Origin of the sequence: Streptomyces sp. DvalAA-43 (assembly GCF_900091725.1) — a bacterium.
Taxonomy (GTDB): domain Bacteria; phylum Actinomycetota; class Actinomycetes; order Streptomycetales; family Streptomycetaceae; genus Streptomyces; species Streptomyces pulveraceus.
The window spans coordinates 167,124-186,877 of the sequence record NZ_FMBW01000044.1 but is presented as its reverse complement, the minus strand read 5'-3'; the positions used below and the strand labels follow the sequence as shown (position 1 = coordinate 186,877).

At 71.8% G+C, this 19,754-nt stretch carries 17 protein-coding genes; 3 read left to right on the top strand and 14 right to left on the bottom strand.

The window, feature by feature from the left end:
• Positions 1 to 141: 141 nt before the first annotated feature.
• The gene (leuA, locus tag GA0115234_RS17555; RefSeq protein WP_093542692.1) at positions 142 to 1,929 is read right to left on the bottom strand and encodes a 2-isopropylmalate synthase; all 1,788 of its coding nucleotides are present in this window, start codon (positions 1,927 to 1,929) and stop codon (positions 142 to 144) included.
• A gap of 294 nt (positions 1,930 to 2,223) precedes the next feature.
• Between leuA and GA0115234_RS17550 the strand changes: the two genes are divergently transcribed.
• Both GA0115234_RS17550 and GA0115234_RS17545 read left to right on the top strand, forming a co-directional pair.
• Positions 2,224 to 3,300, top strand: a complete 1,077-nt coding sequence (locus GA0115234_RS17550; RefSeq protein WP_093542690.1) for a M4 family metallopeptidase — start codon at positions 2,224 to 2,226, stop codon at positions 3,298 to 3,300.
• Positions 3,301 to 3,346: 46 nt separating this feature from the next.
• A complete protein-coding gene (locus GA0115234_RS17545; protein ID WP_093542688.1) occupies positions 3,347 to 3,613 on the top strand; it encodes a protealysin inhibitor emfourin in 267 nt (88 codons plus the stop codon).
• Positions 3,614 to 3,631: 18 nt separating this feature from the next.
• On the opposite strand, the gene era is transcribed toward GA0115234_RS17545, so the two are convergent.
• From era to GA0115234_RS17500, 9 genes are all read right to left on the bottom strand, one after another.
• A complete protein-coding gene (gene era, locus GA0115234_RS17540; protein ID WP_093542687.1) occupies positions 3,632 to 4,606 on the bottom strand; it encodes a GTPase Era in 975 nt (324 codons plus the stop codon).
• A gap of 62 nt (positions 4,607 to 4,668) precedes the next feature.
• Positions 4,669 to 5,613, bottom strand: a complete 945-nt coding sequence (locus tag GA0115234_RS17535; protein ID WP_093543356.1) for a WxL protein peptidoglycan domain-containing protein — start codon at positions 5,611 to 5,613, stop codon at positions 4,669 to 4,671.
• 83 nt (positions 5,614 to 5,696) lie between these two features.
• Positions 5,697 to 7,052 carry a beta-xylosidase gene (locus tag GA0115234_RS17530; protein ID WP_176729188.1) on the bottom strand — a complete coding sequence of 452 codons (1,356 nt, stop codon included), beginning with the start codon at positions 7,050 to 7,052 and terminating at the stop codon, positions 5,697 to 5,699.
• A gap of 242 nt (positions 7,053 to 7,294) precedes the next feature.
• A complete protein-coding gene (locus tag GA0115234_RS17525) occupies positions 7,295 to 7,648 on the bottom strand; it encodes a cytidine deaminase (protein WP_093542682.1) in 354 nt (117 codons plus the stop codon).
• A 41-nt stretch (positions 7,649 to 7,689) separates the two neighbouring features.
• On the bottom strand, positions 7,690 to 8,043 hold the full coding sequence (locus GA0115234_RS17520) for an MmcQ/YjbR family DNA-binding protein (protein ID WP_093542680.1): 354 nt from the start codon (positions 8,041 to 8,043) through the stop codon (positions 7,690 to 7,692).
• Positions 8,040 to 9,332: a hemolysin family protein gene (locus GA0115234_RS17515; protein ID WP_093542678.1), complete on the bottom strand. Its 1,293-nt coding sequence runs from the start codon at positions 9,330 to 9,332 to the stop codon at positions 8,040 to 8,042. The genes GA0115234_RS17520 and GA0115234_RS17515 overlap by 4 nt, the downstream gene beginning before the upstream one ends.
• Entirely contained in the window at positions 9,329 to 9,826 is a 498-nt protein-coding gene (gene ybeY / locus GA0115234_RS17510; protein ID WP_072483570.1) for an rRNA maturation RNase YbeY, read from the bottom strand. The genes GA0115234_RS17515 and ybeY overlap by 4 nt, the downstream gene beginning before the upstream one ends.
• 9 nt (positions 9,827 to 9,835) lie before the next feature.
• Positions 9,836 to 10,867, bottom strand: a complete 1,032-nt coding sequence (locus GA0115234_RS17505) for a PhoH family protein (protein WP_093542676.1) — start codon at positions 10,865 to 10,867, stop codon at positions 9,836 to 9,838.
• 142 nt (positions 10,868 to 11,009) lie between these two features.
• Positions 11,010 to 12,134: a carbohydrate kinase family protein gene (locus GA0115234_RS17500; RefSeq protein ID WP_093542674.1), complete on the bottom strand. Its 1,125-nt coding sequence runs from the start codon at positions 12,132 to 12,134 to the stop codon at positions 11,010 to 11,012.
• 338 nt (positions 12,135 to 12,472) lie between these two features.
• On the opposite strand from GA0115234_RS17500, the gene GA0115234_RS17495 reads away from it, so the two are divergent.
• A complete protein-coding gene (locus GA0115234_RS17495) occupies positions 12,473 to 13,828 on the top strand; it encodes an MFS transporter (RefSeq protein WP_093542672.1) in 1,356 nt (451 codons plus the stop codon).
• On the opposite strand, the gene GA0115234_RS17490 is transcribed toward GA0115234_RS17495, so the two are convergent.
• The 4 genes from GA0115234_RS17490 to GA0115234_RS17475 form a co-directional block, all read right to left on the bottom strand.
• Positions 13,792 to 14,784, bottom strand: a complete 993-nt coding sequence (locus GA0115234_RS17490) for an adenosine deaminase (RefSeq protein ID WP_093542670.1) — start codon at positions 14,782 to 14,784, stop codon at positions 13,792 to 13,794. The two genes, GA0115234_RS17495 and GA0115234_RS17490, sit on opposite strands and share 37 nt — an antisense overlap.
• A gap of 57 nt (positions 14,785 to 14,841) precedes the next feature.
• The gene (locus GA0115234_RS17485) at positions 14,842 to 15,750 is read right to left on the bottom strand and encodes a ribonuclease Z (protein ID WP_093542668.1); all 909 of its coding nucleotides are present in this window, start codon (positions 15,748 to 15,750) and stop codon (positions 14,842 to 14,844) included.
• 18 nt (positions 15,751 to 15,768) lie between these two features.
• Positions 15,769 to 16,128, bottom strand: coding sequence for a histidine triad nucleotide-binding protein (locus GA0115234_RS17480; protein WP_093542666.1), 360 nt, complete (start codon positions 16,126 to 16,128; stop codon positions 15,769 to 15,771).
• A 328-nt stretch (positions 16,129 to 16,456) separates the two neighbouring features.
• Complete coding sequence (locus GA0115234_RS17475) at positions 16,457 to 19,702, bottom strand: S41 family peptidase (protein ID WP_093543354.1); 3,246 nt, start codon at positions 19,700 to 19,702, stop codon at positions 16,457 to 16,459.
• Between the last annotated feature and the right edge of the window lie 52 nt (positions 19,703 to 19,754).

The following is a 19,754-nucleotide window of genomic DNA, read 5'->3' as shown; positions in this document are numbered from 1 at the left end:
ACGTGATGTTAACCACAGTCGTGATGTGGCGTCAGCACCTCGCTCGTCACAACCGTCCGGAGATGGCCGAACCCCGCCCCCCCCTGGTGCGGGTGGACGGGGTTTTCGGCCGTGCGCCGGCGGCCCTTTCCGGGCGCCGGATCAGCGGGTGGCGCGGTTGACCGCGGAGACGACCGCCTTCAGCGAGGCCCGCGTGGTGTTGGCGTCGATGCCGATGCCCCACAGGACCTTTCCGTCGATGGCGCACTCGATGTACGAGGCGGCCTGGGAGCTGGCGCCCTCGCTCATGGTGTGCTCGGTGTAGTCCAGCAGACGGGCGTCGATGCCGATGGCCTGCAGCGCTTCGAAGAACGCGGAGATCGGTCCGTTGCCGGTACCGGTCAGTACGGTGTCCGCGCCGTCCACGGTCGCCTCGACGGTGATCGTGTCCTGGCCGTCGGAGCCGGTCGTGGTCTGGCCGGTGCGCAGCTGTACGCGGCCCCAGGCGTTCTCCGGGTTGGGCAGGTACTCGTCGCGGAACGTGGACCAGATCTGGGTCGGCGTGACCTCGCCGCCCTCGGCATCCGTCTTGGCCTGAATGATCCGGGAGAATTCGATCTGCATCCGGCGCGGCAGGTCCAGCTTGTGGTCGTTCTTCAGGACATACGCGATTCCGCCCTTGCCGGACTGCGAGTTGACCCGGATGACGGCCTCGTAGCTGCGGCCGACGTCCTTAGGGTCGATCGGCAGGTACGGCACCGCCCACTCGATGTCGTCGACCGTCTTGCCCTGGGCGGCCGCGTCGGCCTCCATGGCGTCGAAGCCCTTCTTGATGGCGTCCTGGTGGGAGCCGGAGAAGGCGGTGTAGACCAGGTCGCCCGCGTAGGGGTGGCGCGGGTGGACCTCCATCTGGTTGCAGTACTCGCTGGTGCGGCGGATCTCGTCGATCTGCGAGAAGTCGATCTGCGGGTCGACACCCTGCGAGAACAGGTTCATGCCCAGCGTGACCAGGTCGACGTTGCCGGTGCGCTCGCCCTGGCCGAACAGGCAGCCCTCGATGCGGTCGGCCCCGGCCATGATGGCCAGCTCGGCGGCGGCGACGGCGGTGCCGCGGTCGTTGTGCGGGTGGACCGACAGGCAGACGAACTCGCGGCGCGACAGATTGCGCGACATCCACTCGAACCGGTCCGCGTGCGTGGACGGCGTCGAACGCTCCACGGTGGCGGGCAGGTTGAGGATGATCTCGCGGCCCTCCTCCGGCTGCCAGACGTCACAGACCGCCTCGCAGACCTCCAGGGCGAAGTCCAGCTCGGTGTCGGTGAAGATCTCGGGGCTGTACTGGTAGCCGAAGGTCGTCTCCGGGCCCAGCAGCTTCTCCGCGTACTCCATGACCAGCCGGGTGCCGTCCACCGCGATCTGCTTGATGTCGTCCTTGGAGCCGCGGAAGACGACCCGGCGGAAGGTGGGGGCCGTCGCGTTGTACAGGTGCACGGTGGCGCGGTGGGCGCCGACGAGGGACTCGACGGTCCGCTCGATCAGGTCCTCGCGGGCCTGCGTCAGGACGGAGATCGTCACGTCCTCGGGGATCGCGCCCTCTTCGATGATGGAGCGGACGAAACCGAAGTCGGTCTCGCCGGAGGACGGGAAGCCGACCTCGATCTCCTTGTAGCCCATGCGTACGAGCAGATCGAACATCTCGCGCTTGCGGGCCGGCGACATCGGGTCGATCAGGGCCTGGTTGCCGTCGCGCAGGTCGGTGGAGAGCCAGCGGGGCGCGACGGTGATCCGCTTGTCCGGCCAGGTGCGGTCGGGGATGTCGACGGCCTCGTAGGTGCCGTACTTGTGGATCGGCATCCCGGACGGCTTCTGCAGCTGAGTCGCGTTGGTGACCGGCGTGGGCCGGCCGACGGCGGTCTCAGCGGAGGTCTGGGCGGAATGTGCGTCGGTCATGGCGTACGGCTCCTCGGGGTCCAACGAGTGGGACGGCCGACTGTGTCGCTGCAACACCAGACTCCGCGGGGAGGGGGTCGGCCTACGACTACAGGCCCTCGCCGCGGCAGCTAAGAAGAAGCAGCCCGAAACGCATGATGCGACGAGACTAACCGAGAGGCGCCTGATGCGTCCGTCCCGTATCAGTATGCGGGACCGGGTGCGGGAAACGCCCAACAGTGACCGATCACTCCATTTCGTCAATCCTGATCGCAACCAGTGACATCGCGATTACCTGGTGCCACAGTCGGTGGTATGCAGCCTCAGTCACAGCAGGGGTTCCACCCCGTCTTCTGCACCATCGTGCCGCCTCACCTCCTCGACAAGCTCTCGCAGTCCGACAACCCCGACCTCGCCGGGCCCTCCCGTCGCACCCTGGAGGGCGACGCCGCCCGCCGCACCCGCCGCCAGATGGCCACGGTCGTCACCGTGCCCGCCTCCCCCGCGGCCGCCGGGGAGGCCTCCGACAAGCCCGACCGGACGCTCTACGACTGCCGCCACCGCACCCACCTCCCGGGCACCAAGGTCCGCGCCGAGGGCCAGGAGCCGACGAAGGACGCGAGCGTCAACCGCGCGTACGCGGGGCTCGGCGCCACCTTCGAACTGCTGCTCAAGGCGTACGGCCGCCGTTCGATCGACGGCAACGGGCTGCCGCTGATCGGTTCCGTGCACTACGACCAGAAGTACAACAACGCCTTCTTCGACGGCGAGCAGATGGTCTTCGGCGACGGCGACGGCGTGGTCTTCCTCGACTTCACCGTCGCCATCGACGTGATCGGCCATGAGCTGACCCACGGCCTGACCCAGTACACCGCCAATCTGAGCTACTACGGCCAGTCCGGCGCGCTCAACGAGTCGGTGTCGGACGTCTTCGGCTCCCTGGTGAAGCAGTACACCCTGGGCCAGACCGCCGAACAGGCCGACTGGCTGATCGGCGCCGGGCTGCTGGCGCCCGGCGTCCAGGGCGTCGCGCTGCGCTCGATGAAGGCACCGGGCACGGCGTACGACGACGACGTGCTGGGCAAGGACCCGCAGCCCGCCAAGATGGAGGACTACATCCACACCAGCGAGGACAACGGTGGGGTGCACCTCAACTCCGGCATCCCGAACCGCGCGTTCTACCTGCTGGCGACGGCGCTCGGCGGCAATGCGTGGGAGCGCGCCGGCCAGCTCTGGTTCGATGTGCTCACAGGTGGTCAACTGGCCGTGGACGCGGACTTCGCGTCCTTCGCCCGGCTGACGGTCGCCGCGGCCCGCAGCCGCTTCGGCGAGGGCGACGAGGCCGAGGCCGTCCTGAAGGCGTGGTCGGAAGTGGGCGTACCGACCTCGTAGGCGATCCGGCCCCTTGCCCAGCCCGCCCGGCGTTGGAGGACACCCCATGCGGATTCAGGTCAGCAGGACCGGCGGTTTCGCCGGCATCGCCCGCCACCGCGAGGTCGACACCGCCGGGCGGGACGACGCCCCGGAGTGGGAGGCACTGGCGGAATCGGCGCTCGCGGCGGGCCATGCCACCCCACCCAGGGGCGTGCCGGACGGCTTCCGGTACCAGATCACGATCGGCGACCGCACGGTGCACTGCGCGGACCCGAGGCTGACCGACGCCCAGCGGGCCCTGGTCTCACGCGTCCTGAAGGAGGGCGCGTGAGACCGGACGGGGCAGGGCTCAGAAGCCCAGCTTGCGCAGCTGCTTGGGGTCGCGCTGCCAGTCCTTCGCGACCTTCACATGGAGATCCAGGAAGACCGGCGTGCCGAGCAGGGCCTCGATGTGCTTGCGCGACTTCGTGCCGACGTCCTTCAGCCGCTTGCCCTTCGGGCCGATGATGATGCCCTTCTGGCTGGGGCGCTCGATGTAGACGTTGGCGTGGATGTCGAGCAGCGGCTTGTCCGCCGGCCGGCCCTCGCGCGGGATCATCTCCTCCACGACGACCGCGATGGAGTGCGGCAGCTCGTCCCGTACGCCTTCGAGCGCGGCCTCGCGGATCAGCTCCGCGACCATGACCATCTCGGGCTCGTCGGTGAGGTCGCCCTCCGGGTAGAGCGGCGGACTCACCGGGAGCAGCGGGGCGATCAGGTCGCCCAGCAGGTCGACCTGGGTGTCCTTGACCGCGGAGACCGGAATGATCTCCGCCCACTCGAAGCCGAGCTCTTCGCCGAGGCGGGACACGGCGATCAGCTGTTCGGCGAGCTGCTTGGAGTCGACCAGGTCGGTCTTGGTGATGATGGCGATCTTCGGGGTCTTCTTGATGCCCGCGAGTTCCTTGACGATGTACTTGTCGCCGGGGCCGAGCTTCTGGTCGGCGGGCAGGCAGAAGCCGATGACGTCGACCTCGGCCCAGGTGGTCCGCACGACGTCGTTGAGCCGCTCGCCCAGCAGTGTGCGCGGCTTGTGGAGGCCGGGAGTGTCGACCAGGATCAGCTGCGCGTCGTCGCGGTGCACGATGCCGCGCACGGTGTGCCGGGTGGTCTGCGGCCGGTTGGAGGTGATCGCCACCTTCTGGCCGACCAGAGCGTTCGTGAGGGTGGACTTGCCCGCGTTGGGGCGGCCCACGAAGCAGGCGAAACCGGCCCGGTGGGGGGCTTCGCCCGCGGCCTGCTGCGCAGCGGCATCTGTGTCAGGTCGAACGCTCATGGCGCCCATTGTCCCCGATCCGGGCGGCCCCGCCGCACCAAGGGCCGCGGCGGGGCCTGTCGGATGACGTCTCAGGCGGTGCGGGCACGGCTCCGGCGGGCCCGGATCCACAGCCCCGTACCCCCGCCGACGGCCACCAGCAGGATGCCGGCCATCAGCCAGGGCAGGGCGAAGTACCCGACGGCGGCGGACTCGCGCGTGTCGCGGGCGCTCGCGGTCAGCCGGATCTCGCCCCACTCCAGCTGGGGCGCGCCGGCCCACCGCTCGGTCAGCCGGACCTCCTGGCGGGGCAGCAACTCGGCGGGGATCCGCTTCAGGTCGCGGGCGAGCAGGGTGCGGCCGAAGAGCCCCTCGGCCTTGAGGGCGACCTTGGGGCTGAGAGTGACATTGCCCCGGTTGTGGAGCGTGTACGAGATGACGGCCCGGCTCTTCCCGGTGCCGGGGACCAGCGGCTGGGTGTGCTCGACCCGGATGTCGTCCACGGAGAGCGCGGGCACGGTCGGCCCGTTGACCCGCAGGTAGATCCGGGCGCCGACCGCCTTCTGGATGCCGACGGCGACGGCACCGGCGTCGGCCGGGTCGATGCGTTCGTCCAGCGCGACGAGCGCGCCGGGGTGGTCGCCCGGTTCGGCGTCCTCGGGGACGGCGATGGTGACCGGGACGGTGACCGAGCCGTGCGGCCCCACGGTGACCCGGTCGCGGCCGGTGCTCGCCCAGGCGCCGACCGAGCGCTGCCGCTCGTCCAGGGACCGCACGGCGAACCCGCCGTCGCGTGCGGTGTTGTAGGCGTCGGCCGCGTACAGCCGGAAGGTCTGTGCCCGGCCCGTCTTGTTGGTGACGGTGACCTTGTCATGGAGCGTGGCGCCGGGGTCGGCCGACAGGTAGAAGTACGGGCGCTGACCGGACCGGGCGGTGGCCGGGTAGACCGACCAGCTGCCGTTGTCCGCGGCGTGGGCGGCGGGCGCGCCGACCAGCAGGAGGGCGCCGGTCAGGAGGAACAGGTAGATGGTACGCACGGTGCGGTACCCCCGGGTGGTGGTCGGGTCGGGCGGTCCGGGCGGGTGCGCGCCCGGTCCGCCGGTTGCTCGGGAGCGCTCGGTCACGTGAGGGTGAGGGTGAGCACGCCGGAGTACGCGCCGGGGGCGGTGTACGCCGGTACGGTCAGCGCGAGCCGGGCGTCGACGGTGAACTCGCCGCCGGTGAAGGTCCCGTTCGGCGTGGACGCCAGCGTGGCGCCCGCGCTGCCGACCGGGCCCTGGGAACCCGCCGCGCAGGTGCTCGGGCTGCCGGGCTTCGTCGCGCAGACCGGGGTCCAGCCGAGTGCGGACGCGTCGATCGTCGCTCCGCCGGGCCCCTTGAAGTCGGTGACCTTTCCGGTCAGGGACCAGCCCGCGGGGCCGCCGCGGTAGTCCTCGACCGTGACCGTCCGCAGGGAGCCCCGGGAGGCGCCGCCGCGGCCGAAGTCGACGGCCGACATCTCGACGGTGTCCCCGGCCTGGACCATGGAGAGCGTGCCCGCCCGGACGGAGGTCCTGAGCTGCTGGCTGCCGTCCGGGATGTCGCCGCCGCCACCGGTGACGGTGTAGGCCTGCGGGCCCGCGCCCTTGGCCGGGTCCCAGCTTCCGCCCTCGTAGGCGACGATGCCGGTGGTCGCCGGGTCGTCGACGGTGAGCGTGCCGCTGAAGCCGCCCGAGCCGTCCGCCTTGGCGGTGGCCGTGTCGGCGGTCGCCGCGTCACCGGCCCGGCCCGCGAGGGTGATGTCCGCGCCAGGGGTGAACTTCGACCCGGTGACGGTGACCGCGTCGCCCGCCTTGCCGGACGCGGCCCCGAGCTGGATGGCACGCTCGTTGACCTGGCCGCCGCCGTCCGTCGCGATGATCGTCTCGGAGACGGGGGCGGGCGGGTCCGTCACCGTGCAGGGGGTGTCCAGCTCCATGATGTAGCTGGTGTGGATGTTGTAGTCGCCCGGCGACAGCGTGATCCGTCCGGGCGCCGTGACCGTGAAGGTGCCGGTCATCGAGAAGGACGGGAAGGCGCCCTTGCCGGGGACCGGGTCGTTCTTCTTGGGGCCCGCGACGGTGACGCTCGCGCTCTGCGCACCGCCGACGGTGACCTTGCCGGTGGGCGTCATGATGTCGGCGGGCAGCGCCAGATCGACCGGGTTGCTCGCGGCGGCCGCGACGACGGTGTAGGTGACCGTGACCGTGTCGCCCACCTTCGGGGCGGCGTTGTCGACGGTGATCTCGGCCCTCGTGGTCCCGTCGATCGGAGGGATGCCCGCGATGGCGGGCGGGATGCAGTGGGTGGGGAAGTCCACTGGCACCGAGGCGGTGGCCATGGCCTGCGCGGGGCCCGCGAGCCCCCCTCCCCCGGCCACGACGAGCGCGCCGACGCCCAGTGCGGCGGCCCAGCGGCGGCCGCGCCCCGGACGTCCTCGGGCGCCGGATCTTCGCATGCTGATTCTTCGTACGGTCGGACGCATGGAGCCCCCTCCTGCGGATGCGGCGCAGCGGCTCTCCGCGCCGACGGGGGCCCATTGACGGCTCCGGCCCCGAAGAAGTCAAGGGCAACGGAACGCCTGGGCTGATGACCCATCAGATAATGTCAAGATCCCTGCTCCCCGCGCCCGGTACGCGAAACGCCCCGCAGCCGGTCGGCCGCGGGGCGTTCGTGCCCGGTGTACGGATCGCTCCGGCGTCAGCCCGCCGTCACGCTGACCCGCAGCGTGCCGTCGGGTCCGGCGAGCAGGACCGGGGTGTCCGGGCCGCCCAGGTCCCGTACCGCGGCACGGTCCTCGTCCGACGGGGTCGCGGCCTCGGAGACGACCGCGGCCGCCTCCAGGGAGGTGGCCCCGCTGGCCACGGCCATCGCCACCGCGGTCTGCAGCGCGCTGAGCTTCAGCGACTCCAGCCGTACGGTGCCCGCGACATAGGTGCGTCCGGTCTCGTCCCGTACGGCCGCGCCCTCCGGCACACCGTTGCGGGCGCGGGCGCTGCGCGCCAGCGTGACGATCTTGCGGTCCTCGGGGCCGAGGTCGGTGCTCTCAGTCATGTGCCGAGCATACGAACCGGGCGCGCCCGCCCGCGCACCGGCTACGCCCGGTCCAGCCGCAGCCGGTCCGCCTTCGGCAGCCCGGCCACCACCAGGTCGTAGGAGTCCTCGATCAGCTCGCGGAGCACCCGGTCGGGCACCCCGGAGACCGTCACGGTGTTCCAGTGCCGCTTGTTCATGTGCCAGCCCGGCACCACCGCGTCGTACTTCTCCCGCAGCCGCACCGCCTCGTCCGGGTCGCATTTCAGGTTCACCGTCAGCGGGCGGGCGTCCAGCGTGCTGAGCGCGAACATCTTGCCGAGCACCTTGAAGACGGAGGCCCCGGGGCCGAACGGGAACTCCTCGGTGCTCGCGTTGAACTCCAGGCAGAACGCCCTCAGCTGCTGCGGAGTCATCCCTCGTCCTCCCCCTGCGGTGCCACGGGCTCCACCAGCACCGTGACGATCTTGTTGCGGCGGCCCGCCGGGGACTCCGCGGTCAGCCGCAGCCGGCGGCCGTCCGGCAGGTCGACGAGGGCCGACGCCCCGGCGATCGGGACCCGCCCCAGCGCCTTGGCCAGCAGTCCGCCGACGGTCTCCACGTCCTCGTCGTCGTACTCGTCGAGGCCGAACAGCTCGCCGAGGTCGCCGATGTCGAGGCGCGCGGTCACCCGGAAGCAGTCGTTCTCCAGCTTCTGGACGGGCGGGAGTTCGCGGTCGTACTCGTCGGTGATCTCGCCGACGATCTCCTCGAGGATGTCCTCGATGGTGACGATGCCCGCCGTGCCGCCGTACTCGTCGATCACGACGGCGACGTGGCTGCGGTCCTGCTGCATCTCGCGCAGCAGGTCACCGGCGTTCTTGGTGTCGGGCACGAAGGCCGCCGGCCGCATCGCCGTGGAGACCAGATCGGCCTCGGACTCGCGGTTGATGTGGGTCTTGCGGACCAGGTCCTTGAGATACACGATGCCGACGATGTCGTCCTCGTTCTCCCCGGTGACCGGGATCCGCGAGAAACCGGAGCGCAGGGCCAGGGTGAGCGCCTGCCGGATGGTCTTGTAGCGCTCGATGCAGACCAGGTCCGTCCGCGGCACCATGACCTCGCGCACCAGCGTGTCGCCGAGCTCGAAGACGGAGTGCACCATGCGGCGCTCCTCGTCCTCGATCAGCGACTCCGCCTCGGCGAGGTCGACCATCGCACGCAGCTCGGCCTCGCTGGCGAACGGGCCCTTGCGGAAGCCCTTGCCCGGGGTCAGCGCGTTGCCGATGAGGATCAGCAGCTGCGGGATCGGACCCATGACCCTGGCCAGCGGCAGCAGGACGTACGCCGCGGCCGTGGCCGTGTTCAGCGGGTGCTGGCGGCCGATGGTGCGCGGCGACACGCCGATGGCGACGTAGGAGACGAGGACCATCACGCCCATGGCGACGGCCAGCGCCTCCCAGGTCTCCGGGAGTTCCTTCAGGCAGGCGTACGTGACGAGCACCGCGGCCGACATCTCGCAGGCGACCCGCACCAGCAGGGCGACATTGAGATACCGGGTCGGATCCGCCGCGACCTGCTCCAGCTTCCGGCTGCCGCGCCGCCCGGAGCGGACCGCCTCGGCGGCCCGGAAGCTGGAGACCCGGGCGATGCCCGCCTCCGCGCAGGCGGCCAGCCAGCCGACGACGACCAGCAGAACGGCACCCAGGACGAGAGGAACGCTCACGACACGGTGGGGGCGGGCGACGGGCCGGTCAGGCCGTGCTCGGCGCGCCAGCCGTCGACGATCGCGGCCTGGAGGCCGAACATCTCGGCCTTCTCGTCCGGCTCCTCGTGGTCGTACCCGAGGAGGTGCAGCACGCCGTGGACGGTGAGGAGCTGGAGCTCCTCGTCCATGGAGTGCCGGGTCTCCGCGTCCTCGCCCTGCTTCTTGGCGACCTCCGGGCAGAGCACGATGTCACCGAGGAGCCCTTGCGGGGGCTCCTCGTCGTCCTTGGCCGGCGGACGCAGCTCGTCCATCGGGAAGGACATGACATCGGTCGGGCCCGGGAGGTCCATCCACTGGATGTGGAGCTGTTCCATGGCGTCGGTGTCCACCACGATCACCGAGAGTTCGGAGAGCGGGTGGATCCGCATCCGCGCGAGCGCGTAGCGGGCGATGTCGAGGATCGCCTGCTCGTCGACCTCGGTTCCGGACTCGTTGTTGACGTCGATCGACATGGTGCGCTGCTACTGCTTCCCGTTGTGGCCGGCTCTGCTGTCGTACTTCTCGTACGCGTCGACGATACGGCCGACGAGCTTGTGCCGGACGACATCCTGGGAGGTGAGCCGGGAGAAGTGGACGTCCTCCACGCCGTCCAGGATCTCCTGGACCTGGCGCAGACCACTCTTGGTGCCGTTCGGCAGGTCGACCTGGGTGACGTCACCGGTGATGACGATCTTCGAGTCGAAGCCGAGCCGGGTCAGGAACATCTTCATCTGCTCGGCGCTGGTGTTCTGCGCCTCGTCCAGAATGATGAACGCGTCATTCAAGGTCCGGCCGCGCATGTATGCCAGCGGCGCCACCTCGATCGTGCCCGCCGCCATCAGCCGCGGGATCGAGTCGGGGTCCAGCATGTCGTGCAGCGCGTCGTAGAGCGGGCGCAGATACGGGTCGATCTTCTCGTAGAGCGTGCCGGGCAGGAAGCCGAGCCGCTCGCCCGCCTCGACCGCGGGCCGGGTCAGGATGATCCGGTTGACCTGCTTGGACTGAAGGGCCTGGACGGCCTTCGCCATGGCGAGATAGGTCTTGCCGGTACCGGCGGGGCCGATGCCGAAGACGATCGTGTGCTTGTCGATCGCGTCGACGTACCGCTTCTGGTTGAGCGTCTTGGGGCGGATCGTGCGACCGCGGCTGGAGAGGATGTTCTGGGTGAGCACCTCGGCCGGTGTCTCCTCGCCGTCCCCCTCGCCGCTCTCCGTCGCCCTGAGCATGGCGATCGAGCGTTCCACTGCGTCCTCCGTCATCGGCTGACCGGTGCGGAGCACCAGCATCATTTCGTCGAACAGGCGCTGGATCAGGGCGACTTCCGTCGCGTCTCCGGCGGCGCTGATCTCGTTTCCCCGGACGTGGATGTCGGCCGCCGGGAAGGCCGTCTCGATCACGCGCAGCAGGGCGTCGCCGGATCCCAGAACGGTCACCATCGGGTGGCTGGCGGGGACGGTGAAGCGGGCTCGCGCCTGCCTCGGCGCAGGGGTCTGGGCTGTGGGTGTCTGAGTCATGGGCCGGCTCTGTGGCCTGCACATACCTCCCGTTGCAAGGTTCTCGCCGATCGACAACCTCTCGGATTACCAAGCCTACGACTCCGCACCGACAACACCGAGAGCTTTTTCGCACACGTTCGCGAACGGCTGCGCGCGGCCGTCAGACGGGGTGCCGGAAGCCGATCGTCGGGACCGCCCGGCGCAGCGGCCAGGGCCGGGCGGCCGCGGGCAGCAGCTCCTCCAGGAAGGCGTACCGCTGGAGGGCGGCCGGGTCCTGCTCGGCGAAGGTGCGGACCCGCTGCCACCAGGCGGCGACCTCCGCCCAGCCCGGCGCCGACAGCGATCCGCCGAACTCCTGGACCGAGAGCGCCGCGGTCAGTCCGGCGAAGGCCAGCCGGTCGGCGAGCGGCCAGTCCGCCAGGGTGCCGGTGACGAAACCGGCGACGAAGACGTCGCCCGCGCCGGTGGGGTCGAGCGCCTCGACCTCGATCGCGGGCACCTCGGCGCTCGCCCCGGTCGCCGCGTCCACCGCGTACGCGCCCTCCGACCCCAGGGTGACCACGGCGAGCGGCACGCGTTCGGCCAGGGCGTGGGCGGCGGCGCGCGGGCAGTCGGTGCGGGTGTAGCGCATCGCCTCCTCGGCGTTGGGGAGGAAGGCCTGGCAGTGCTCCAGGTCGGCGAGGGCGTCCAGGTCCCAGCGGCCGGTCTCGTCCCAGCCGACGTCGGCGAAGATCCGGGCACCGTTGCGGGCGGCGACGGCGACCCATGGTTCGGTGCGGCCGGGGGCGAGCGAGGCGACGGCGGCGCGGGCCCGGGGCGGGCAGCGCGGGAACGGCGGTTCCCCGGTGGGGACGGCGGTGCCGTGGGTGCCCTCGGGGCCGGGGGCCTCGTGGCCGTGCGAGACCATCGTCCGCTCGCCCTCGTACGCCATCGAGACGGTCACCGGCGAGTGCCAGCCGGGGACGGTGTGCGACATGGACAGGTCGATGCCCTCACCCTGCTCCAGGGCGTCCCAGCAGTACTCCCCGTAGTGGTCGTCGCCGAACGCCGCGGCCAGCGAGGTGTGCAGCCCCAGCCGCGCCAGGGCGGTCGCCATGTTGGCGACGCCGCCGGGGCTGGAGCCCATGCCGCGCGCCCAGGACTCGGTGCCGCGCACCGGGGCGCTGTCCAGGCCGGTGAAGATGATGTCGAGGAAGACCGTGCCGGTGAGGAAGACGTCGCAGTCCGGGTCCTGCGGGGCACGCAGCCCGTCCAGTGGGTCGATACCTGGATTGTCCGTGCTCACTGTGCACTCCCCGGTCGTGGCAGATCTGGCCAGTGTGCCCGATCCGACGACGTAACCGGAGAGTGCGCGCCGCCGCTTCCGGAGGGCTCGTTCCGGCGCCCCGCACGCGGACACCGATCCGCGTAAACAAACGCTGCTACCCGCGCTCCCCGAACCCAAACTCGCATGTGACTCAGATCACATCAGGGCGGCTTTCGGACGACTGGCCGTGGTTGATACAAATTGGCCCGCGAGCCCCTTCGGCGACAGTTACCGACAAGTGGCCCGAATTCCCCGTATTTTCTGCTTCACCCTCCCCTGCCTTCCCTGCCGTCTCCGGCATGTCTTCAGGAACGCCCATGTCCTCGCGCCCTCGCGCCGCGTGGCCCCTGGTCGCCGTGTTCACCGCCGGCTACCTCGCCGCCTATCTGCTCCCCACCATCGTCGGGCGGCTCTCCGTCTATCTCGGCCTCAGTACGGCCCAGGCCGGCCTGGTCGGCAGCGCCCTCCTGCTGAGTTCGGCGACCGCCGGCTTCACGCTGGCGGGCCGGGTCGAGACGTACGGGCCGCGACGGCCCGCCCGGATCGGACTGGTGCTGGCCATGGCGGGGTACGGCTGCGCCGCCCTGGCCGGGTCGGTGCCGCTGGTGGTCATGGGCGCGATGATCGGGGGCTTCGGCTCCGGTACGGCGACCGCGGTGGCCGCCTCGGGCATCGCCGCCCAGCGCGACCCGCACCGGACCTCGTCGCTCGGGCTGCTCAGCGTCTCCGCGACGGCGGGCGCCCTCTATCTGACGATCCCGCACCTCGGCGGCGGCCACCGGCTGCCGTTCGCCTCGATCGCCCTGGTCGCCCTGCTCGTCTGGCCCGCCACCGGGCGGCTCGGCGGCTCCACGCCCGCCGGTCCCGCCGCCCCGGTCGCCGGCCGGCTGCCGCACCGCCGCTCCGGCCTGGTCCTCGCGGGCGGCATGCTCGTCTGGTCCATGGCGCAGAACGCGCTGTGGGGCGTCAGCAGCCGGATCGGCGTGGCCCAGGTCGGGCTCTCCGAGGTCACCATCGGCGCGGTGTTCGCGGCCGCGCTCGGCGCGGGACTGCTCGGGGTGATGGGTGCGGGGATGCTGGGCGCCCGGCTCGGCCGGGCGGTGCCGATCGGCCTGGGCACCATGATCATCGCGGCGAGCATCGTGCTCAGCTCGTCGGCCGGGAACCTCGGCCAGTTCGCGACCGGCGAGATCCTGTGGAACACCGTCTACCCGGTGGTCCTGTCGTATCTGATCGGCCTGGCCGCCTCCCTGGACGTGCGCGGCCGCTGGGCGGTCCTCGCGGGCTCCGCCTCGTCCGTCGGGGTGGCCTGCGGGCCGGTCCTCGGCAGCGTGCTGTCCGAGCAGGCCGGATACCCGGTCATGGGCCTGGTCCTGGGCGCCGTCACCCTGCTGGTCGCGGCCCCGGTCACGGCCGTCGCCCTGCACACCGGTGGCCGCCCGCTGGTGCCGGGTTCGGTACGCCGCCGGGGCGGCGCACCGGCCGCGCTGCTCGCCGTCACCACCGGAGCGGTGCCCGGCGCGGTGCCCAAGCTGGGCGCGCCCGAGCAGGCCGTCACGGAGATCAGCCTGCCCGTGCGCCGCAGGCGCCCGGTCCGGAACGCGTTCCGGACGGCGGGCCCGGCGGGCGGTGCCGGTCAGTCGAACGCGTACGCCTCGACCTCGGACAGATAGCGCGCCCGGCGCTCCTCGTCGTGGTCGAGGAAGGCCGCCTCGAAGGAGTTGCGGGCCAGCGTGCGCAGCTGCTCGTGGTCCAGGGCGAGCGCCTCACGGACGGCGTGGAAGGTGTCCCCGACGTACCCGCCGAAGTAGGCGGGGTCGTCGGAGTTCACCGTGCAGAGCAGCCCGGCGGCCATCATCGCCCGCAGCGGGTGTTCCTCCAGGGTGTCGATGGCGCGCAGCCGTACGTTGGACAGCGGGCAGAGGGTGAGCGGCACCCGGTCCGCGACCAGCCGCTCCACCAGCTCCGGGTCCTCCATGCAACGCAGCCCGTGGTCGATGCGCTCGGCCCCGAGGACGTCCAGCGCCTCCCGGATGTACTCGGGCGGGCCCTCCTCCCCGGCATGGGCGACCCTGCGCAGCCCGAGCGCCCCGGCCGCCTCGTACACCTCACGGAACTTGACGGGCGGGTGGCCGACCTCCGCCGAGTCGAGGCCGACCGCGCTGATCCGGTGCAGATACGGCTTCGCCGACTCCAGGGTCTCCATCGCCGACTCGGCCGACTCGTCGCGCAGGAAGCACATGATCAGCTGGGTGGAGATGCCGTGCTTCTCCTCGCTGCGGTCCAGCGCCCGGCCGAGCCCCTCGACGACGGTGCCGATCGGGACGCCGCGCGCGGTGTGCGCCTGCGGGTCGAAGAAGATCTCCGCGTGCCGGACGCCCTGTGCGGCGGCGCGGGCGAGATAGGCGTCGGCGAGCTCCTCGAAGTCCTCCTCGGTCCGGAGCACCGCCATCAGCGCGTAGTACAGGTCCAGGAAGCTCTGCAGGTCGTCGAAGAGGTAGGCGGTGCGGAGCTCTTCGGTGTCCGCGTACGGCAGCCGCACGCCGTTGCGCGCGGCGAGCGCGAAGGCCAGCTCGGGTTCGAGGGTGCCTTCGATGTGGAGGTGGAGTTCGGCCTTGGGGAGGTGCACGGGTTTTCACGCTCACAGACGGTGGTGCTGATGCGGTGCTGATCGGTGCTGTCGTGTTCAGGGGTGCCGCTTGGGCACGGGGACCCGGCCGAGGTCCTGGGCGACGGTCAGTTCACCCTCGAACCCCGCCGCGCGGGCCTGGTTCTCGAAGACGGCCGGGTCGTCGTACCGCTGCGAGAAGTGCGTCAGCACGAGGTGCCGTACGCCCGCGTCCCGGGCCACCCGGGCCGCCTGTCCGGCGGTCAGATGGCCGTGGTCGGTGGCGAGCCGTTCGTCCTCGTCGAGGAAGGTCGACTCGATGACCAGCAGATCGCAGCCCTCGGCGAGCACCCGCACGCCGTCGCAGAGCCTCGTGTCCATGATGAACGCGAACCGCTGACCGCGCCTGCGCTCGGAGACGTCGTCGAGCGTCACGCCGCCGAGGGAGCCGTCCCGCTGGATCCGGCCGACGTCCGGCCCCTTGATGCCGTGCTCGGCGAGTTTCGCGGGCAGCATGCGGCGCCCGTCGGGCTCGACGAGCCGGTAGCCGTACGACTCGACGGGGTGCGAGAGCCGGTGGGTGCTGAGCGTGTACGCGTCGGTGGTGGCGAGCACCCCGTCGGCGGCGACCGGGGCCTCGGTCAGCTCGACGGACTCGCGGTAGGCGGTGGCGTACCGCAGCCGCTCGAAGAAGTGCTGCCCGCTCGCCGGGTAGTGCGCGGTGACCGGGTGCGGGACCTGGTCGAGGTTGATCCGCTGGATCACCCCGGCCAGGCCCAGCGAGTGGTCGCCGTGGAAGTGCGTGACGCAGATCCGGTCGATGTCGTGCGCGGCGACCCCGGCCCGCAGCATCTGGCGCTGGGTGCCCTCACCGGGGTCGAAGAGGATGCCCTCGCCGTCCCAGCGCAGCAGATAGCCGTTGTGGTTGCGGTGTCTGGTCGGGACCTGGCTGGCGGTGCCGAGGACCACGAGTTCACGTACGGACACGGTGTGCGATCGGCCGTTCTAGCCGGGGGGCCACTGGAGGCCGCGGCCGCCCAGGACGTGGGCGTGCGCGTGGAAGACGGTCTGGCCCGCGCCGGAGCCGGTGTTGAAGACGACCCGGTAGCCGGTGTCCACGATCTTCTCGTCGGCGGCGACCTGCCCGGTCTCACGCAGGACGTCGGCGGCGATCGCCGGCTCGGCGGCGGCGAGCGCGGCGGCGTCCGGGTGGTGGACGCGGGGAATGACGAGTACGTGGGTGGGGGCCTGCGGGTTGATGTCCCGGAAGGCGACGGTGGTTTCGGTCTCGCGGACGATGGTGGCCGGGATCTCACCCGAGACGATCTTGCAGAACAGGCAGTCGGGCTGCGGTTCTCCTGCCATGGGGCGGCTCCTCGGTAGAAGGTCACGATTACGGTGGCGGCGACGGTGGCGATGATCGCCGTACGGCATGCTATCGGGCCGCCTGCGAGGGACCTTGCCCCCTCCGGCGGACATCCCGGCCCCTCGGGGGCCTCTTCAGCCCCTCCGGCGGACATCCCCGGCCACCCCGGCGGAGATCTCGGCCACCTTCGGCGGACATCCCCAGCCCCTCCGGTGTTTGAGGAGCGGGGGTCCGGGGGCAGAGCCCCCGGTTACGGGAAGGGGCGGGGCAGGGGAACAAGCCCGCCGCAGGCGCACCCCGCAGCGGACACCCACCGCACCCCGCCCCCTACGCCTCCGGCAACACCGGCAACTCCGGCGCGCGCACCGCCGGCGTCTCCGCCAGCGACGCAAGCGCGATCCGGATCGCCTCGTCCAACTGCGGATCCCGCCCCGCCACATGGTCCTGCGGCGCCATCACGACCTCGACATCGGGATCGACCCCGCGGTTCTCCACGTCCCAGCCATAGCCCTCGAACCAGAACGCGTACTTGGGCTGGGTGACCAACGTCCCGTCCACCAGCCGGTACTTGCTGTCGATGCCGACCACACCGCCCCAGGTCCGGGTGCCGACGACCGGCCCGATGCGCAGCGCCTTGATCGCGGCGTTCACGATGTCGCCGTCCGAGCCGGAGAACTCGTTGGCCACCGCGACCACGGGGCCGCGCGGCGCGTCCTGCGGGTAGCTGAACGGCCGCATACCGCGCGGCACGTCCCAGCCGACGACACGGCGGGCGAGCTTCTCCACGATCAGCTGCGAGATGTGGCCGCCGCGGTTCTCCCGGACGTCCACGACCAGCCCCTCACGGGCCACCTCGACGCGCAGATCGCGGTGGAGCTGCGCCCAGCCCGAGCCGACCATGTCGGGGATGTGGAGATAGCCGAGGCGTCCGCCGGACCGCTCGTGCACATGGGCCCGCCGGTCGGCGACCCACGCGTGGTAGCGCAGCGCCTCCTCGTCGGCGACCGGTACGACGACGACATGACGGGGGTCGCCGCCGCCCGCCGGCGAGACGGTCAGCTCGACCGGCTTGTCGGCCGAGCCGGTGAGCAGCGGTCCGGGCCCGGCCACCGGGTCGACCGGGCAGCCGTCGACGGCGAGGATCACATCACCGGGGCGTACCGCCACCCCGGGCGCGGTGAGCGGCGAGCGGGCCTCCGGGTCGGAGGTCTCGGACGGCAGGATCCGGTCGATGCGCCAACCGCCCTCGTCCGTACGGGAGATGTCCGCACCGAGCAGCCCCTGGCGGGCCGATTCGTCGCGCCATCCATCGGACGGGATCACATAGGCGTGCGAGGTGCCGAGTTCCCCGTGGACCTCCCAGAGCAGGTCCATCAGGTCGTCGTGGGTGGCGACCCGCTCCAGCACCGGGCGGTAGCGCTCCAGGACTCCGTCCCAGTCGAGGCCGCCCATGTCGGGGCGCCAGAAGTTGTCCCGCATGATGCGCCCGGCCTCGTCGTACATCTGGCGCCATTCGGCGGCGGGTTCGAGGATCCGCCGGATCCGGGAGAGGTCGACGGTGACGCCGCCGTCGCTGCCGCCGTCGTCGTCATCGGCCGCGACATGGCTGTCGGACGGCACGACGCGCAGCTTGCCCCGGGTGTGCAGGACGAGCCGCTTGCCATCCCCGCTGACCGCGAAGTCCGAGACGCCCGAGGCGAGTTCCTCGCAGCGCAGCTTCTCCAGGTCGTACCGCTCCAGGACGGTCTCGGGCCGCCCGGAGTCGGGGGTGGCGGCGCTCGTGCCGAGCACCCCGGTCACCGGGTGGTTCAGCCACAGCAGCCCGTCCTTCGCGGCGCGCAGTGTGGAGTAGCTGCCGGCCTCGACGGGCAGCGGCACGATCCGGTCGGCGAGCCCTTCGAGGTCGATCCGGGTGACGGGCAGCGCGGTCGGGTTGTCCTGATCGCCCTCGCCGCCGCCCTTCTCCTTCTCGGTCGGGCGGCCGTGGCGCTGCGGCCCGAACGGGGAGGGCGTGGTGGCGGCGAGCGTCAGCAGATACGGGCGGCAGGTGCCGAGGAACGCCAGGTCGAAGACATGGGCGTCGTAGACCGGGTCGAAGGACCGCTCGGAGAGGAACGCCAGGTGCTTGCCGTCGCCGGTGAACGCGGGGGCGAAATCCCGGAAGCGCAGCGGTGTGGCCTCGGCGACCGACAGATCGGCGAGGTGCGCGAGCTTGAGCAGGCTGAGCGGACCGGGCCCGGGGTGGGACCAGGCGAGCCAGGAGGAGTCGGGCGAGAAGACGAGGCCGGAGGCGTCGCCGTGCTCGCTGCGGTCCACCTCGTGGACCTCGCCGCTCTCCCGCTCGACGATCAGGATCCGCCCGTCGTGCGCGGCGACGGCGAACCGGCTGCCGTCGGGGGCGGGGACCAGTTCGAGGACCCTGCCGATGCGGCCGGCGGCGAGGCGGCGCGGTACGGCGCCGGGGGCGGTGCCGGTGGCGGGGGCGCACTCCAGGGCGTCGTCGCCCTCGGCGTCGGTGACCCAGACGGCGTGCTGGTCGCCGTCGGCCTGGAAGGCGCGGGGCAGTCTGGCCCGTACGCCGGGTTCGACGGCGAGTGCGCGGGCCGGGCCCCCGCGGTGGGTGACCCAGTGGACGGCGCCGCGCGTCCCTACGGCGCTGCCCCGGCCGGTACGGTCCGGGGAGGCGGCGTCGAGATGGCTGCCGGCGTGCACGGGGTGCGGCTGGAGGTCGGCGCGCTGGCCGCCGAGCCGGATGTCGAGGCGGCGGGGTCCGTCGCCTCCGAGGCCGTCCAGCAGCCAGAGTTCACCGGCCGAGGCGTAGGCGACGCGGGTGCCGTCGGAGGTCGCGTGGCGGGCGTAGAAGCCCTCGACGCCGGTGTGGCGGCGCAGGTCGGAGCCGTCCGGGAGCGAGGAGTAGACCGCGCCGGCGCCCTCGTGGTCGGAGAGGAAGGCGATGCGCCCGCCCACCCACATCGGGCACTCGATGTTCCCGTCGAGCTCCGCGTGGAGCCGTACGAACTCCGCCGGGCCGTCCGCCGCCGCGGGCTCCTGCTCGATCCACAGCTTGCCCGCCGTGCCGCCCCGGTAGCGCTTCCAGGTGGCGGCCTCGCGCCCCATGGTGACCGAGAGCAGCAGGACCCGGCCGCCGGGCCCGTACGCGACCGAGCCGACCGGCCCGTACGGCAGGGTCCGCGCCGGTCCGCCGTCGACCGGGAGGGCCCTGGCCCAGGTGCGCCGGAGCGAGGCCTGTCCCTGGGCGCTGACGACCAGCACCTCGCCCCCGGGCGTCCAGCCGTGGACGGCGGTCCGCGCGTCGCCCCAGTAGGTGAGCCGCTCGGAGGGTCCGCCGTCGGCCGGGGCGATGTGCACCTCGGGTGCTCCGTCCCGGGTGGACGTCCAGGCGACCCGGGTTCCGTCCGGCGATATCCGCGGGTGGGTGACCGGCCGGTTGTCGGCGCTGACGCGCCAGGCCCGGCCGCCGTCCAGCGGCGCCAGCCAGACATCGTCCTCGGCGGTGAAGGCGATCGAATCGCCCTGGACATGGGGGTATCGGAGGTAGGCAGGCTGCGTCACATCGGTCACCCTAGGCCGCGGTCCTGTTCCGCGTAACCGGGTTGGCCGGAGT